Below are 16,751 nucleotides of genomic sequence, written 5' to 3' on the forward strand. Positions count from 1 at the left end.
CGTCATCAACCCAGGGTTGCGGTTTGCTTCGCTACGCTCGCAAAACCTTAACCCTGGGCTATGGTGTTCAACGCCGTTGGCGTACTTCAGTAGGGACGGAACAAAACTTGGACCTCCAATGTCCGCGTCAATACCAAAGATTTAGCGGCCCACCCCGAGCCCCGCGCTCAAGAAATAACTCAATGGATTGGTGTTGTCATCAGCGATCCCCGCCCGAGCAAAGTAACCCCATCCGCGACTTGGATCGCTTCGGTCAACACTTAGGTATTGGTCAGTGTTCCAGTACAGTGACCACGAGTCTGACGAGCGGGCGATCGGCGTGAACGATTGTGTGGATGTTTTTTATTATCCGAGGCCGTTTCTTGCGTATTGGCAAATCAGCTTGGGGGCAATCGCTTTAGCTTTGCGTCGTCAAGCTCGAGTCCCATCTCGGTGATGATTGCCACCAATTCGGCTTGACCATGAACGTCCAGTTTTTTGCTGATTGAATCTTTGTGTCGCTGGATCGTTTTCGGGCTGCGATGCAAGAGTGTCGCGACTCTCGGCACGCTCATTCCGTGGCCAAGCAATACCGCCACCTCAACTTCTCGTCGGGTCAAAGCGTTAAGCGGCCCAAGGTCGATGAACTCTGTGTCAATCAACTCGGCCGTTTCGGGAACTCCACCGTGATCATGGCCCGATTCACCGCGGCTGATGACAACCACTCGGCTAAACGGAGGTTTGGCGTCGCGAATGGGCCAAACGGTCGAATGGATTTTCTTGCCGCGGTAGATGTGGCGCATCGCAAGCGGTCTTTCTTCCGCCAAGACGCGAGCGATCATTGCAAGACGTTCAGTCACGTATTCTGCAGAATGAAAATCACGGATGAATTTCCCCTGGTAATCGACGTCCACGCTCTCGGAAAAGAGAACCTTGGCCGTATCGTTGACAAACAGCAGTCGGCCTTCCGAGTCGGTGATGCTAACGCCGACACCTTTGGTCTGTGACAGGGCCGCCCAAAGAGACGCCGGGTCAATCTGAGGCGGGTCAACGCGATTTTTTTGAGCGCCGGACGACACACGTGTTGGTGGTGACAAAGGTTCAGTCCTTTGAATAGCTGATTTGCAGATGAACTGATCTGTAGACGAATGGGGCGATCCGCCTATAGGTTAGCCGAGTTGATGTTCCGATACTACTTCTGCGGGAGAGCCTTCCGCTTTAACGGATTTTGTTCTTACCACGGACGGTTCCAATTCACTGTAGCAAATCGAACCTGTACCTCGGCTGGTGACTTGGTTCGGGGCAATCTTGGTTGCATCCCCCGCAACCTAGCTGATGCATTCGGATGGGGCATGAGGAAAGTCAAAGGGGCAGGCTTTCCTCAATCCTCATTCCGATGCCCAGGGCCAAGGAACGGCCCCAAAACAACTTCCGTGTTTGGCGATTTCTATCGTAGCTGGGCCCGCCAGGGTTCAGTTGGGTACAGCTCAAAGCCCAAATCGTTTAACCGCGTGGGCATCGCCCCGCGCGTCGTGCGCCCCGGCAGCGCGCGGGGCGATGCCCACGCGGTTAAACGATTTGTAAACCCTTCACGGTGTTGGTTGCAGCTCCTGATGGACTGAACCCTGGCGGGCCCAGCTACGGGAAAACCCCGAAGTTGTTTCGGGACAGCTCCCTTGCAAGACTGGTTCGCTGTTGATCAGTCGCATATAAATTGCGTCGGATAGCTCTGCAGACCCATCAAAACTATATTTGAAAGCGATAGGCATTCTGCGGACTACCGACACCGGACGCGAAGGGGCAAGAGCACCGCTGGTGATCAACTTGCGAGCCGACCCGTTCGAGGCCGCTCCCAAAGATTCTTCATACGACGACGATTGGTTGTTGCGACACATGGACGTGATGGTACCGGTCAAAAAGTTGGTCGCCGACTTCATGGCAACGTTCGAAGAATTTCCCGTTCGCCAAGAACCGCAAGGCATCACGCCGAAGCAGTAGTCAATTTTCGATTCTGTTGTTAGCTGAATCGAACATGCGTTCCTTCGATAAGAGCAAGCGGATGCTGCCCGAGTATCCTGTGTTTTGTTATCATCGCCTCCGAGACTTTTTCCTGAAAACCAAAGTTTAACTGCATGATTCTCGAAGACATTTTGATACCTCGGTGGAACACTCGTTTGCTGATGGTGGGTTGCTGCATGGTATCGGGGCTTGGCTGGTTGGGCTGCGAAAAAGCCAAACCGTCTTCGGATCAAGCTGCCAGCAAACCGGCACAGCGAGTGACGGTTGCCGCTGCGATCCAGGGCGAGATCACTGACTCGGTTGAACTGGTTGGGCGAACCGAAGCCGATGAAAGAGTCAGCATTCAATCTCGGGTCTCAGGCTTCCTGCTGAAGAAGCATTTCGTCGATGGACAATTGGTCAAAGAAGGTGATCTGCTGTTCACGATTGAACCGGATGAATACCAGGCGATTCTGAACCAATCACTCGCGCAGGTTGATGTTGCCAACACGCGTCTGGACATGGCGGAAAAAACGTTTGCGAGATCAAAGAAACTCATTAAGTCTAAAGCGATTTCGCGGGAAGAGTTTGATCAGAACCAAGCCGCCGTCGCCGAAGCGCGTGCAACGGTGGCCGCTGCTCAAGCCAACGCAGCACGCGTTAAGCTAGACGTTGACTACACCAAGATCACCTCCCCAATCTCGGGACGCGTCGATCGTGCGTTGCTAGATGAAGGGAACTTTGTGACGGGCGGGCTTGCTGGCGGGACGACTCTGACGACTGTCGTGAGTGATCGGCCCATCAAAGCGATTGCAAACGTGGATGAAAATGTTCGGCTGAAATTTATGCGTCGCCAACGTGAGGTTGCCGGCAAGGATTTTGCCGAGGCTGATAAAGTTGATGATCTAAAAATCCCCTGCGATTTGCAATTGCCTGACGAGAAAGGTTTTCCGCACGCGGGAATGCTGGACTACGCCGAAAATCAAATCAACCAACAGACAGGAACGTCGCAAATCCGAGGCATTTTCCCGAACGAAAACGGGCTGCTGAAAGCCGGCATGTTTGTTCGTTTAAGAGTTCCAATGTCCGATCCTTACCTGGCGGTGCTGGTGCCTGATAAGGCCATTGGAACCGACCAAGCAACCAAGTTCGTTTTCGTTGTCAATGGCGAAAATAGAATTGAACAGCGAACCGTCGAAGTTGGTGATCGGCAGGGAAACCTGCGAGTGATCAAGTCGGGCGTGCTAATTGATGACTCCGTCGTCGTAGCGGGTTTGCAATTAGTCCAGCCAGGCATGATGGTGGATCCAGTCATGGCAAAAGAATGATGACCTTCGCTTATGCAAGTGAACTTCTGGAAAACCAAACTCTCGACCAAATCTGCTGACTGTCATCATGTCTCAATTCTTTATTCACCGTCCGATCTTTGCCTGCGTCATTTCGGTATTGATCGTTTTGGCGGGCAGCATTTTTGTTTGGACGTTGCCGGTCGCACAATACCCCGACATCACGCCGCCGTCGGTGAAGGTGACGACTAAGTATCCAGGGGCCAGCAGCGAAGTCGTTGCTGAAACGGTCGCTGCGCCGATTGAACAACAAGTGACCGGCGTCGAGAACATGTTGTACATGTCCAGCCAGTCCACCAACGACGGCGGCTATTCGCTGACCGTCACGTTTGATGTTGGAACGGACCTGGACATGGCCCAAGTAATGGTCCAAAACCGCGTCAACTTGGCGGCCCCCGTTTTGCCTGCTGAGGTGAAGAGCATCGGTGTTTCGGTGGTCAAAAGTTCGCCCAATTCATTGTTGGCGATCAACCTGTTTTCGCCTGACCAATCACGAGACCAGCTTTACCTAAGTAACTACGCAACGATTCGAATTAAGGATGAATTGGCACGGATTCAAGGCGTTGGCAGTATCAACATTATCGGCCAACGCGATTACAGCATGCGAGTGTGGTTGGACCCGAATCGTATGGCGGCGTTATCGCTGACTGCATCCGATGCGATTGCTGCATTGCGAGAACAAAACATCCAGGTCGCTGCGGGAGCAATTGGCCGCCCGCCCGTGCCCAGTGGCCAAGATTTCCAGTACACACTCAAAACGCTTGGTCGGCTGACTTCGACCGAAGAGTTTTCAGAGATTGTGGTCAAGACAGGTAAAAATGGCCAAGTCGTCAAACTGAAGGACATCGTGACGGAGCAGCGTGTCGCCGACGGTAAAAAATTTGGCGGTATCGAGTACGGTGCCGGCTTTGCGGACACCAAGTGCATGCTCGATGGTGTGCCCTCATCTGGTCTGATGATCTACCAACTGCCCGGATCCAATGCACTCGATACTGCGGATGCTTTGCGAGCCAAAATGGAGGAACTAAAAACCAGCTTCCCACGCGGTGTTGCGTATTCCATCAGCTACGACACGACACCGTTCATCAGTGAATCGATCCACGAAGTTTTCAAATCACTACGCGACGCGATCATCTTGGTGGCCATCGTTGTGTTGGTCTTTTTGCAGTCTTGGCGTGCTGCCCTGATTCCGTTGATCGCTGTTCCGGTTGCGATCATTGGAACCTTTGCCGTGATGGCTGGCATCGGATTCAGCCTCAATAACTTGTCGCTGTTCGGACTCGTGTTGGCGATTGGAATTGTGGTCGACGATGCCATCGTGGTTGTCGAAGCGATCGAACACAAACTGGAACATGGCGTTGGCCCCGTCGAGGCGGCGGAACAGGCGATGCGTGAAGTGACGACGCCGATCATCGCGATTTCGTTGGTGCTGATGTGCGTGTTTATCCCGTGTCTATTTATCTCAGGAATCACTGGTCAATTCTTCCAGCAATTTGCCGCCACGATCGCGGTTTCGACGTTCTTTAGCGCGGTCAACTCATTGACGCTTAGTCCGGCTCTAAGTGCGTTGCTGCTGCGTCCAAAATCCGAGCAACGTGACCCGCTGACACGGGTGATCAATTTTCTGTTTGGCTGGTTCTTCAATCTGTTCAATCGATTCTTTGGGGCTGCATCGGAAGTCTATGCGAAGTCTGCGGGATGGTTGGTTCGACTGTCATTCGTGGTTGTGGTCGTGTACGTCGGATTGTTGTGGGCAACCTACAAGGGCATGACAACGGTTCCGCAAGGCTTTGTGCCATCGCAGGATAAAGGATACTTGCTGGTCGATATTCAACTGCCCGATTCAGCTTCGCTAGAACGCAGCGAAAACGTCGTCAAAGAACTCAGCGAGGTCTTGCTGGGGCAGCGCAGTGGTGATAGTCAAAAACTCGCCGCCATCGTTGAGTCTCAAAACAACAGCAGCGAGTCAGTAGCGTCTGATGAAGACAAAGCAGATGAAACTTCGGTGGATGGATTGGCAGGAGTCGAGCATACGTTGGAAATTGTCGGTCAATCGGTTGTCCAGAGTGCGGTGGGGTCGAATTTAGCCTCCGTTTTCGTCATTCTGAAACCGTTTCACGAACGTGAAGACGCATCGCTTTACTCAGAGCGAATCGCAACCAAGATCCGCCAATCGATCGCAGCAAAGATTCTTGACGCTCGCATTTCGGTTTTCGGCCCGCCGCCAGTAGACGGTCTGGGCAGTGGCGGTGGTTTCAAAATCATGGTGCGCGACGTCGGTCAATTGGGACTGACCGAATTAGAAAAGACAACCAATGCAGTCGCCAAGGCGGGGACCACTGAACCAAAAATCCTTGGGATGCAAAGTGGGTTTCGTGCGAACACGCCGCAGATGTTCGTGGACATTGACCGCGAAAAATGCAAAGCCATGAACGTTTCGTTGAACGAAGTTTTCACCACGCTGCAAACCTTTCTCGGTGGTTACTATGTCAACGACTTCAACGCGTTTGGACGGACATGGCAGGTGAACCTGCAAGCCGACCCGATGTATCGCCTGACGCCTGACCAGGTAACGCAGTTGTACGTTCGCAGCCAATCGTCAGAAATGGTGCCGTTGGGCACGTTGGCGAAAGTGTCCGATACCACCGGTCCCGCGATGGTGTTGCGCTACAATGGGTTCTCCGCTGCAGCAATCAACGGGATGGCGATGCCGGGTGTCAGTTCCGGTGACAGCATCAAGACAGTCGAAAACGTGGTGGCAAAAAATCTGCCGTTTGGTTTTGACACAGAATGGACCGAATTGACGTTTCTGCAAATCCGAGCTGGCAACACAGCGCTGGTGGTGTTTGGGCTAGCCGTGGTGTTGGTGTTCTTGGTTTTGGCCGCTCAATACGAAAGTTTGAAGCTTCCCTTGGCCGTGATCTTGGTTGTTCCGATGTGCTTGCTATGTGCCGTGATCGGTGTTGCCATCGCAGGGATGGACATCAACATCTTTGTTCAAATTGGGTTCATTGTTCTGGTTGGCTTGGCGAGCAAGAACGCGATCCTGATTGTTGAATTTGCGAAAGAGCAGCAGGAGGCAGGGCTCAGCAAGTACGACGCAACGATCCAGGCTTGTCGATTACGATTGCGACCCATCATCATGACTTCGCTGGCTTTCATTTTTGGTGTTGTACCACTGATGCTCGGGTCGGGTGCAGGATCCGAGATGCGTTCAACGCTTGGCGTCGCGGTTTTCTCGGGAATGTTAGGGGTAACGTTCTTTGGGATTTTTCTGACGCCCGTTTTCTATCACTTACTTGCAAGCCCCACGTCACAACCTGACACAACCAAAGAAAACTAACTGGCCTTGTTAACGATGGACGTAACAATGAGAAAATTTCATATCGTCTTAGTGATGCTAGCTTGCATTCAAAACGCGTCGGCAAAGAACCCTTTGCCGTCTTGGAATGACGGTCAGGCCAAGCAGTCGATTATCACCTTCGTTGATCGTGTGACAGCCGAAGATTCTGAATCGTTCGTGCCAGTGGACGAACGGATCGCGGTGTTTGACAACGATGGAACCTTGTGGTGCGAGTTTCCGTTGCCGAATCAAGCAGCGTTTGCGCTAGACGAAATTAAGCGAATGCTGCCAGAGAATCCCGAGTGGAAAGATGAACCTGCGGTCGCGGGACTGATCAGTGGCGATGTGGCTTCATTGAAGGCAGACCACAACGCTGGGTTGATAAAATTGCTGGCGTTAACCCACGCTGGGATAACCCCTGACACCTTTGATTCGCGAGTGGAAAACTGGTTGCAGACGGCGAAACACCCGAGGTTCGATTGTTCGTACCGGAAAGTGATCTATCAGCCCATGTTGGAGTTGCTGGAGTATTTGCGAACCAACCAATTTGAGACCTGGATTGTTTCGGGAGGGGGGCAAGATTTCATGCGAGTGTTTGCTGAAGAAACCTATGGCATCCCGCCTCAGCAAATCATCGGGTCGTATGGCAAACTGAAGTATGAGTTGATCGATGGTAAACCGATGCTGACCAAGACGCTCGATTCGCTATTTGTTGACGACAAAGAAGGCAAGCCCGTTGCGATCGCACAGTTTATTGGTCGTCGCCCGATCGCGTGTTTTGGCAACAGCGATGGTGATCAAGCCATGATGGAATATACGACCATCGACAATCCGCGACCTAGTTTTGGTTTGATCGTTCATCACACCGACGCAGACCGCGAATATGCCTACGACTCTAACCCATCTAGCAGCGGCAAATTAACGACCGCGTTGGAAGCTGCACCGCAGCGAGGATGGACCGTCGTGGACATGAAACAAGATTGGAAAACAGTCTTTCCCGATCAAGCCGACGAAGGACTGTCCAGCCTGATCGGCCAATGGTTGGTCGAAGACATCGCCGTCAGCGATAGCGGAAACCAGGGCGTTGTCGATCGTGCCCAGACGACGGTACAGTTTTCGGCCGACGGTACGGCGAGCGGTAATACCTGCGTCAATCGCTATTCGGGTAACTTCAATGTCGATGGCAATAAGCTTACTTTCGGGCAATTAGCGACGACACGGATGGCTGGGCCCGCTGCATTGATGGACCAAGAACAACGATTTTTGAAGGCCATTGAAACGGTCGCGACTTATGAATTCGGCGAGCCCGGGATTGTTCACTTTCTCGACAAAGAGGCTAATCGAGTAATGAAGCTTTCAAAAAAGTAGGATCCTATGCTTCCGACATTGCGAATAAGAATTTCAACTAAGGAACTGTTCCAAAATAACTTCCCGGTTTTCCCGTAGCTGGTCCCGCCAGGGTTCAGTCCACGACTAGTATTCCATGTCACCTCAATTTTCGGGTAGCGGAACTCGCCAAGAGTTTCGGCTACGAGGGGGACGCCGAAAGTCTACGCGACTTCCGCTACCTCCTAACCGAAAATTGAGCTGACATGGACTACTAGCTGTCCCCGTCTGAACCCTGGCGGGCCCAGCTACGAAAGATTTCCAAATACGGAACTTGTTTCAAGACAGTTCCTAAGATGGCTCCACGATCCTTGAACGACGATACGACTTTTTCACCTCTGCAAAGCGACGACACCATGTCTTTGAAAATCCGCTCCTTTTTCGCAATTGCGTTGTCACTTGCGATCTCGTTTCCGGCAACTGCTCAAGACGAGAAACTTGAACTGCTCTTGAACCGTTCGCCATCGCCGCCCAATGCGATGGGGTACGTCAACATTGGTTCATTGAATCAACTGATGGACGATGCGGGGATGTCCCCAAGCGTCTCTGAGAACGTGGATGACTTTTGGTTTATCTCGGATCTTGATATCAGCAAACTACAGCCAAAGTGGGAAGCCGGTTATGCGACGGTCAAGCAACCCGTCGAAGCTTCTAAGTTGGCAAAACGACTCGGCGGCTACGTGGATGAAATCGCAAATCAGAAAGTGGTTTGGTCACCCGATCAAACCTACTTTGTCCCGGGCAAAGAGAATCGGCTTGGGATGCTGCGACCTGCCGACCGATCGCTGCTAACCCAGTGGATCAATGACGATCGCGGCTACAATTTTTCGAGCTATCTGCAATCTCAATCCAAGCCACCGGAGGATTACCTTTCGCTGATGCTGGCCATCGACTTGCATGGTGCATTTTCGCCTGTTCCGATGACCAAGAAACTGGAAGGGTTGACGTCGCTGAAGTCAAAACGGCCCGAAGCGGTCGCGAGTATTTTGGCTTCGATCGACGGGGTTTCCGTTTTGATTGGACGGCGTGGCTTGAACGAGTGCATCGTGCGGGCGAGTTTTTCAAAGGCCCCCGCAAGCCTTGAACCGATTGCCGCTGAATTGCTTGCTGAGTTAATGGAGCGTGGTGGTAGTGCCGCGCCGGAAGTAGCGACCTGGAAAGTATCGACGAAGGAAAACGTCTTGTCGTTGCAAGGGCCGATTACAGAATCGACGCTTAGCGGGTTGATGGGGATCTTCAGTTTGCAAGATCGAGCTCAACAGGCGAACAACCTTGGCACCGGCGGTTCGGCGAACCCGTCGAAGTCTGAGCAGGCCGCTTATCGATCAAAGAAGTATTTTGATGATGTCAACAAAATTGTTGAGCAAACACGAAAGCACTCATCGCAAACCACCGGTGCTCTTGCGAAGTGGAATGATGCCCGTGCTAGGAAAATCGATGAACTGGGAACGCTCGGTGTCGACGACGCAATGATTCAGTTCGGTACCAACGTGGGTGAACTGCTGCGAGGCAACGCGTTAACGGTCCGCCAAGGCAACATTGATGCTGGGAAGATCAAAGCCAATCAAGGCCTTTACAATGGTGGCTACTACAACAACAGCGATGGTTACGGCTATGACTTCAATTCAACGGCCGATTACAACCGAGTGACCGCCGCGAAAACGCGGGGCAACGCGTACGCCGACTACAAAGATGCTCTGTATCAAATCGATCAGTTGACCGCCGCAACACGAAGGACGATGACTGAAAAGTTTCAGATTCAGTTCTAGCCCGGATTGTTCTCAAGCCGAGCGCGAAAGCGGTGGACTCCAACGCCGTGAAGGGTTTCTAAATCGTTTAACCGCGTGGGCATCGCCCCGCGCGTCCATGCGGGGCGAAACGCGCGGGGCGATGCCCACGCGGCTAAACGAACTAACACGTGTTTTCCGGGACCAAAACTCTTCACGGCGCTGGGTGGACTCCCCGCAAATCCCTCGCTTACGCGTTCGGGTCGGGATAGTTTGCTTCCGTCGTGAAACTTCTGTCGAGCCCTGAAATTCTGCTCAACCGGTAAAGCTTGCCAGTTTTTCTCAACCTGCACCATCGGCATTGTCGATACCTTCGCTGGGGGCGGATGCGCACGTTGCTGCATCGCCATATTTGAGAATGAATGACAGCGAGCGTCTGCGATGGATTGCAATCCACGAGCAACTGATTTTCCAAACAATGCCGTGCCGCACAGGGCGAAGTTGCTTTGTGCTTTTGTACTGGCAATGGTCTTTGCGGTGATTTCCACAACACCGGCGATCGCTCAGGTCCGCGGCAAACGTCCCGATCGCGGAACCTACCAACCGCCGCAACTTGAATCCGTGCAATTGGAAACGCTTGATCCGATTCAAAGCAGGATCGAGCCACGGGAAGAAGAAAGTGGAACGCTGCGCAAGGTTACCTACCAAGACGTGGACTTGGTGGCACCCATAACTCAACAGGAATATGAAGCGGTTCAGTACGAAGAGTACGGCCACGAAGTCTACGACCAAGGCGAATTCATCGTTGATGGAAACAGTTGCGATAGCTACGGTTGCGATGCAATGGGATGCGACGGCAACGGATGTGGATCGATCTTCAATTCGTCGATCAGTCGTTGCCGCGATCAGTGGTTCGGAAGTTTGGAACTGCTGATGATGCATCGCAGCGGAGATCGCTTGCCGAGGTTGGTGACGACCGGGCCAAACGAAGCCGGGGCTGATAGCCAAACACTCTTTGGCGGTGATACGCTTTTGAAAGACGTCACCGCGGGCGGCCGAGTCACCATCGGAACCTGGATCGATCCACAGCATTGCCGCAGCCTAGTGCTGCGTGGTTGGACGGCCACCGAAGAGAGCTACGATTTTTCCAGCGATCAAGACAGCAACGCGATTCTAGGACTTCCTTTTCGCAATGTTAGCGACGACGTGACGCCGTTTAATGACGTTCGCATCATTTCATCGCCGGGGCGAGCGACCGGCAATGTCCAAGTCAACGGAACCAGCAACGTGTTCGGCGGTGACTTGTCGGTTCGCCAACATGTGTTTGGTAAGTTGGGCGGGAATGTCGATGTCTTGTATGGCTATCAATACATGCGACTAAACGAAGACATGACGATCGCCAGTTCGTCGGTGTCATTGGATGACGACTTCGCGCCGGAAGGAACGATTCTTTCGACCACCGATGCGTTTGATATCGACAATGAATTCCATGGCGGCCAGTTTGGAATCGCCGGTAGCTATCGCGAATCATGCTGGTCGTTTAGCGGCTTGGCAAAGGTCGGGTTTGGATCGCTTCGCAGACGTGCTGAATTGTCCGGTCAAACCTTCACCAGCATCGATGGCAACAATGCGATTGATCCGCAAGGCTTGCTCGTTCGCGATACCAATTCAGGCACATCGAACGACAGCACCTTTGGCTGGATCCCGGAACTGGACTTTTCGCTCGGGTATCACAAATTCCCAAACTATGAATTGACGATCGGCTATCACATCATCGCGATGACTGACGCATTGCAAGTGTCCGGTGCCCTGGACCCGAACTTGGCCTCGAACCTGTCGGATCCAGCACTGGGAATCCAGAGTCCCGCAGCAGACTTCCGATACAACACGTTTTACGTGCAGGGGATTCACTTTGGGATACAGTACGTACACTAGAATTCGCGAACCCATTCATCTTTCTGCTGAGCCGACCGTTGCCACGACCAACCAAACGATTCTCCGACGCACCCATTTCTCGTTTGGTCGGATTCGATGTTCTGCCAAGCGATACCGAAGGCGTTGGGGAGGCGACCGTTGAAATTGATTGCGACCGACGTCACCATAATCCGATGCAACGGGTTCACGGCGGATTGATCGCGGCGCTGGCTGATGCGGCGATGGGCATCGCGTTTGGGCGAACCTTGATCGATGACCAAGATTTTTCGACCATTGAAATGAAAATCAACTTCATTCGCCCGGTCAAAGAAGGTCGCTTGACGGCGATCGCAAGCGTTGTCGAGCGAGGGCTGCGAATCGGATTCGTTGAGTGCGAGATCAAGAATGAGCGAGGCAAAAGAGTTGCCACCGCGACATCAACTTGCACCGTCGTCAGCGGTTAACCGATTACGGCAGCGTTAGCGTTGCGACGACCGTGGTTTCGTACACACCTGGCAGAGCTTCAAATTGGTCCGAGTCATCGAAGCCAACATTCAGGTTGACCTTTGCAGATCCAACGTTGTCGGACTCGACTCGCACCGAAGCTGTTTCATCACCGACCGTAACATCGGTTCGATCGGCTGGTTTTGATGCAACCCAGTTGGCTGGCCCGTTGGACGAAGCGACGCCGACTGACAAAATCGCGTTGCTTTTGGAAGTTGGATCAGTGTTGTGAACGAACCCCGATGCAACCGTAAAATCCACGACCATGCCGGTCATCGAGTTGCTGCCAACCGTCCAAGATTGAGGCGAGAATTGTTGCTCGCCATCCGTCAGGTCGTGAATGATCGCGACGTCCGGCGGCGGTTGAACGCTTGATTCAACCGGTACCGAAACCGAAAAGCTCTGTGACGGCTGTTCCGCAGAAAGCGTGGATCCGCACGACATCACGATCCCGCTGATCACCAGCGAGAAGCAATGGAAAAAGCTGCCCCGTCGATTTGTTATGCCCATGACATTGATCATGGTTCGATTCGGGTCCGCTGGCAAAGAGTTTTGCCCTGCGATTTTTGAGCACGCTCAAAATGCAGTCCGTCGAAACGATTGCTCCGGTCAAGATGGCTGCCGGAATTCCTGTCGTCGGGGCAATAACGATTACACCGATGGTGAGCTCAAACCTTGCTTCGCTTCCTGCAAGAATTGAAGCGCCTCGATCGGCGTCATCGAATCGAGATCCAGTTGATCGACTTGCCCGATCAATGGATGGTCAGCAAACCCGAACAGAGTCATTTGGTATTGTCCATTCACCGAAGCCCCATTCGCGTCTGACCCACCGGGGGACCGAATGGTTGGCCGGTCCAACGCGTCACGATGGTCAGCTTCCAACTGAGCTAAGACATCTTTCGCCCGCTCGTTGACGGCCTTGGGAATTCCCGCCAGACGTGCGACGTGGATGCCGTAACTCTTGTCGGCACCACCGCGAACGATCCGGTGCAAGAAGATGACTTCATCGTTCCACTCTTTGACGGCCACGTTCAAATTGGCAACCCGCGGCAACGACTCTTCCAACTGAGTCAGTTCGTGATAGTGAGTCGCAAACAGCGTGCGGCACCCGATTTGTTCGTGCAGATGTTCGGTGATCGCCCAAGCCAAAGACAATCCATCGTACGTGCTGGTGCCGCGACCAATTTCATCCAGAATGACAAGCGACCGCGACGTCGCGGTATTCAGAATCCGCGCGGTCTCGACCATTTCCACCATGAACGTACTCTGGCCACGGCTCAATTCATCACTCGCGCCAACGCGAGCAAAGATCCGATCCGCCAAGCCGATTTCAGCACTGGCAGCCGGAACGAACGATCCAGCCTGAGCCATCAAGGTGATCAACGCGACTTGTCGTATGTAAGTACTCTTGCCCGCCATGTTAGGCCCGGTGATCAATTGGATCATGCCGGCCTCCGGTGATTGCATACAGTCGTTGGGGACAAACTCACCTTGCGGCATCGTGACGTCCAGCACGGGGTGACGTCCTGATTCAATTCGCAAAATTGAATCATCGGTCAGCGTCGGACGCGTCCAATTCCGCGTCGACGCAATCTCGGCTTGGGATGCCAAAACATCCAATTCCGCCATTGCAGCGGCGACTTCTTGAAGCGTGGAAAGGTGGCTGTGGGTTAGGGATCGGATCTCCAAAAACAAATGCTGCTCGCGAGCAGACGCTTTGTCATCCGCAGCCAGTACTTTTTCTTCGTACTCCTTTAGCTCCGGTGTAATGTATCGTTCGCAGTTTTTGAGTGTTTGTTTGCGGATGAAGAAATCTGGAACTCGATCTTTTTGACTGTTGGAAACTTCCAGGAAATAGCCAAACACACGGTTATAACCCACCTTGATATTGGTGATGCCAGTTTCGTCCATCTGACGTTTCTGGTACTCCGCAATCCACTGTTTTCCACCCTTGGCTAATTCTCGCAGCGAATCGAGTTCGGCATCATAGCCGGGGCGAATGAAGTTTCCTTCGGCGGCAGAAATCGGACAATCGTCGGCGAGTGCGGATTCCAGCTTCGATCGAAGTTCAGGGCACAAGTGCAAATGCGCTTCGATGAACGTCAATCGTTCGCTATCGCGGTCGGTTAGGCGAGCTTTCAACTTCGGCAGATTCGATAACGTTCCAGCGACTTGCAGCAAATCACGCGGGCCGGTTCGCTGAGTCGCAATCCTGGCCATCAAACGCGTCAGGTCAAACGTTTGTTTGAGTGTCTCGCGAACATCGGACCGCAATTTGGCATCCGACACAAATTCCGCAACGGCATCCAATCGAGCTTCGATTGCAGGTCCGTCGATCAGCGGTGCGGCGATCCAGTCGCTTAGCAGTCGCGATCCCATCGACGTGCAGGTGCGATCAATCACTCCCAGCAAAGAACCGTCACGAGAACCGCTGCGGATGGTGCGAGTGATTTCTAAACTGCGCCGCGTGGCAGCATCGATTTGCAGGAAGTTGCTTTTGCGATGCGAAACGATCCCGCGAAAGTGGGACAGGTCGTTGCGTTGGGTTTCTTGCAGGTAGGTCAGGACTCCACCGGCGGCGCGGATGGCGGCCGAGTCGTTGTCTTCAAAACCGTAGCCATCCAAACTGGAAACTTCGAACTGTTTGCAGAGCGTTTCGGTGGCGGAATCTTCTGCGAACGACCAAGCTGGTCGCGATGTCCAGGACCACGGAGCCGTTGTGTCCGGGTGGAAGTGGGCGTCGTCTTCGCGGTAGATCACTTCGGCGGGACCGATCCGGGCCAGTTCATCATCGACCCGCGCTGCGTCAAACGTGCCTGCTTCGAATCGCCCGCTGGACAATTCCGCCCAAGCGATTCCGGCAACCGTTTTTGGCGAGTTCTTCTTTGCACCTTTGGCGTGCATCAAGCAAACGGAGGCGACGTAGTTTGCTTCGCGCGGATCCAACAACCCTTCGTCGGTCAAGGTTCCCGCACTGACGATCCGAGTGACTTCGCGTTTAACCAGTCCCTTGGCGGTTTTGGGATCTTCGACCTGTTCACAAACCGCGGCGCGATAGCCGGCCCGAATCAACTTTTGCAGGTAGCCGTCAAGTTGATGGTGAGGAAAGCCGGCCATTGCGGTCGGGTTGGCACTGTCTTTGTCTCGGCTGGTAAGCGTTAGCCCTAGGATGCCGGCGGCTGTTTTGGCGTCCTCCAAAAACAGTTCATAGAAATCGCCCATGCGAAAAAACAGCAATGCGTCGCCGCAAGCCGCTTTCGCTTCGTGATATTGTTTCATCATTGGAGTCATGCTGAAATCGTACCGGTTGTCCCGGTCCAGAGACAATCGGTCGGCGGTGATTTTGAGCGAGACGGTCTCAGGATGTGTCGCGGTTGTGCCGGTTTGGTCGGGTTTGCGACGGCCAAAAACCTGGTTCCTAGGCAAAGCCTGAGAGCAAGCATTGCGACCTGGGAGCGAGTGCTGGGTGCTACCCAACGCCGTGAAGCGTTTCTGGACTGTTTAACCGCGTGGGCATCGCCCCGCGCGGCTCGCCCCGCATGGACGCGCGGGGCGATGCCCACGCGGTTAAACAGTTAAAAAACGTCACTGCGTTGGGTGCTACCGTTGGCGGGCGTCGATGATCGCTTGTTCCAGTGGATCCGGTGCGAACTCGTCATCCTCGGTTGCCAGAATCGGGGCAATCGAACGTGCATTGCCCTGCGATTTCGCCGCCGCATAAACGTCGATCGTTCCTGATTGCAATTCGGGGCCGGGCGGCAAATCAAATTGCCCGATGCCGATACCGGTTTGGTTGATGTCCTCGATTGCGTTGTTTCCGCCGGGCGTGCGATCGATCGCGATCGACTGCAAACGGATTTCGTGAACAAAGATCCTGTACCGGGATTGAGGTGGCAGGTCACTTTCGATTTCCTCGGTGGCTGAATCGCCCGTGGCTAGCGAATCGACTCGCACTTTTTCAATCCGTGTCGCGCCGGCGTCACGGATCAATCGCAATGTGTCTGATGCATTGGGTGCCAAACGAATCGATTGAGTGCGTCCTGGTTCGCTGTTGTCAACAATCGTCACCTGCAATTCTCTTGGGCCGCCGTTACGAAGCGTCACCATGGCGGGTGGAAGATCAGGCTTTGGAACGACCTTGGATTCCAAGACCACTGATTGCGGTGCGACGCTCGGGAAAACCTGAGTGTTGGGAGCGTAGATCATCGGGCCGGGATCGATGCCGTAGCCCGGCAAAATTGGCGGCGGCACGAATACTGGCCCCGGAATTACTGGCGGCAACCAATCGCCGCCTGCCCTCACCGGTCGCACAATTCGCCGCGTTGTGGTGTAGGCGACAATCGGATCATCCAGGTCGGCGGTTTGCATTCGCCCAGAACCGCTAGCGGGAAAACGAAGGATCCGCGCCAGCGTTGTGTTGTAGTACCCCAGAAATCGTCGATTGCGGCTGTCGTAACGCGGATCGCGAATGTAGGTGATTCGTTCGCCGTTGCTTTGGTAGACCACCAGTTGACCGTGCCGCGCTTCGATGTGGGCCGTGACGAAACCGGATGG

General features: G+C 53.6%; 12 protein-coding genes. 7 read left to right on the forward strand and 5 right to left on the reverse strand.

Going from position 1 to position 16,751, the window contains the following annotated elements:
• Positions 1-141: 141 nt before the first annotated feature.
• Together RC85_RS26840 and RC85_RS14065 are read right to left on the reverse strand one after the other, a co-directional pair.
• Positions 142-315 (reverse strand): carbohydrate porin, encoded by a 174-nt coding sequence (locus tag RC85_RS26840; RefSeq protein WP_149753140.1) that lies wholly within the window; start codon positions 313-315, stop codon positions 142-144.
• A 62-nt stretch (positions 316-377) separates the two neighbouring features.
• Positions 378-1,076 carry a helix-turn-helix transcriptional regulator gene (locus tag RC85_RS14065; protein ID WP_235033396.1) on the reverse strand — a complete coding sequence of 233 codons (699 nt, stop codon included), beginning with the start codon at positions 1,074-1,076 and terminating at the stop codon, positions 378-380.
• Positions 1,077-1,731: 655 nt separating this feature from the next.
• Here RC85_RS14065 and RC85_RS14070 point away from each other — a divergent pair.
• The 7 genes from RC85_RS14070 to RC85_RS14105 all read left to right on the forward strand — a co-directional run bounded on the left by RC85_RS14070 (position 1,732) and on the right by RC85_RS14105 (position 12,157).
• Complete coding sequence (locus tag RC85_RS14070; protein ID WP_068263917.1) at positions 1,732-1,977, forward strand: hypothetical protein; 246 nt, start codon at positions 1,732-1,734, stop codon at positions 1,975-1,977.
• 134 nt (positions 1,978-2,111) lie between these two features.
• A complete protein-coding gene (locus RC85_RS14075) occupies positions 2,112-3,305 on the forward strand; it encodes an efflux RND transporter periplasmic adaptor subunit (RefSeq protein WP_084422669.1) in 1,194 nt (397 codons plus the stop codon).
• Between the two features lie 67 nt (positions 3,306-3,372).
• A complete protein-coding gene (locus RC85_RS14080; RefSeq protein WP_084422670.1) occupies positions 3,373-6,666 on the forward strand; it encodes an efflux RND transporter permease subunit in 3,294 nt (1,097 codons plus the stop codon).
• A 27-nt stretch (positions 6,667-6,693) separates the two neighbouring features.
• Positions 6,694-8,034, forward strand: a complete 1,341-nt coding sequence (locus tag RC85_RS14085; RefSeq protein ID WP_068263922.1) for an META domain-containing protein — start codon at positions 6,694-6,696, stop codon at positions 8,032-8,034.
• Between the two features lie 314 nt (positions 8,035-8,348).
• Complete coding sequence (locus tag RC85_RS14090; RefSeq protein WP_235033397.1) at positions 8,349-9,821, forward strand: hypothetical protein; 1,473 nt, start codon at positions 8,349-8,351, stop codon at positions 9,819-9,821.
• Positions 9,822-10,316: 495 nt separating this feature from the next.
• Positions 10,317-11,714 carry a BBP7 family outer membrane beta-barrel protein gene (locus tag RC85_RS14100; RefSeq protein ID WP_160148194.1) on the forward strand — a complete coding sequence of 466 codons (1,398 nt, stop codon included), beginning with the start codon at positions 10,317-10,319 and terminating at the stop codon, positions 11,712-11,714.
• A gap of 38 nt (positions 11,715-11,752) precedes the next feature.
• Positions 11,753-12,157: a PaaI family thioesterase gene (locus RC85_RS14105; RefSeq protein ID WP_068263929.1), complete on the forward strand. Its 405-nt coding sequence runs from the start codon at positions 11,753-11,755 to the stop codon at positions 12,155-12,157.
• Positions 12,158-12,161: 4 nt separating this feature from the next.
• Here the strand turns inward: RC85_RS14105 and RC85_RS14110 are convergent, their stop codons facing one another.
• The 3 genes from RC85_RS14110 to RC85_RS14120 form a co-directional block, all read right to left on the reverse strand.
• Positions 12,162-12,707 carry a hypothetical protein gene (locus tag RC85_RS14110; RefSeq protein ID WP_068263992.1) on the reverse strand — a complete coding sequence of 182 codons (546 nt, stop codon included), beginning with the start codon at positions 12,705-12,707 and terminating at the stop codon, positions 12,162-12,164.
• A gap of 141 nt (positions 12,708-12,848) precedes the next feature.
• The gene (gene mutS, locus RC85_RS14115; protein ID WP_068263994.1) at positions 12,849-15,488 is read right to left on the reverse strand and encodes a DNA mismatch repair protein MutS; all 2,640 of its coding nucleotides are present in this window, start codon (positions 15,486-15,488) and stop codon (positions 12,849-12,851) included.
• Positions 15,489-15,797: 309 nt separating this feature from the next.
• On the reverse strand, positions 15,798-16,703 hold the full coding sequence (locus tag RC85_RS14120) for a hypothetical protein (RefSeq protein WP_149752934.1): 906 nt from the start codon (positions 16,701-16,703) through the stop codon (positions 15,798-15,800).
• Positions 16,704-16,751: the final 48 nt, after the last annotated feature.

Origin of the sequence: Rubripirellula obstinata (genome assembly GCF_001642955.1) — a bacterium.
In the GTDB taxonomy this organism is placed as follows: domain Bacteria; phylum Planctomycetota; class Planctomycetia; order Pirellulales; family Pirellulaceae; genus Rubripirellula; species Rubripirellula obstinata.

Bases quoted from the DNA above. Each gene is read 5' to 3' on its own strand.
- mutS (WP_068263994.1), bottom strand. From the start codon at position 15,488: ATGACTCCAATGATGAAACAATATCACGAAGCGAAAGCGGCTTGCGGC.
- RC85_RS14075 (WP_084422669.1), top strand. From the start codon at position 2,112: ATGATTCTCGAAGACATTTTGATACCTCGGTGGAACACTCGTTTGCTG.
- RC85_RS14110 (WP_068263992.1), bottom strand. From the start codon at position 12,707: ATGGGCATAACAAATCGACGGGGCAGCTTTTTCCATTGCTTCTCGCTG.
- RC85_RS14080 (WP_084422670.1), top strand. From the start codon at position 3,373: ATGTCTCAATTCTTTATTCACCGTCCGATCTTTGCCTGCGTCATTTCG.
- RC85_RS14085 (WP_068263922.1), top strand. From the start codon at position 6,694: ATGAGAAAATTTCATATCGTCTTAGTGATGCTAGCTTGCATTCAAAAC.
- RC85_RS14090 (WP_235033397.1), top strand. From the start codon at position 8,349: ATGGCTCCACGATCCTTGAACGACGATACGACTTTTTCACCTCTGCAA.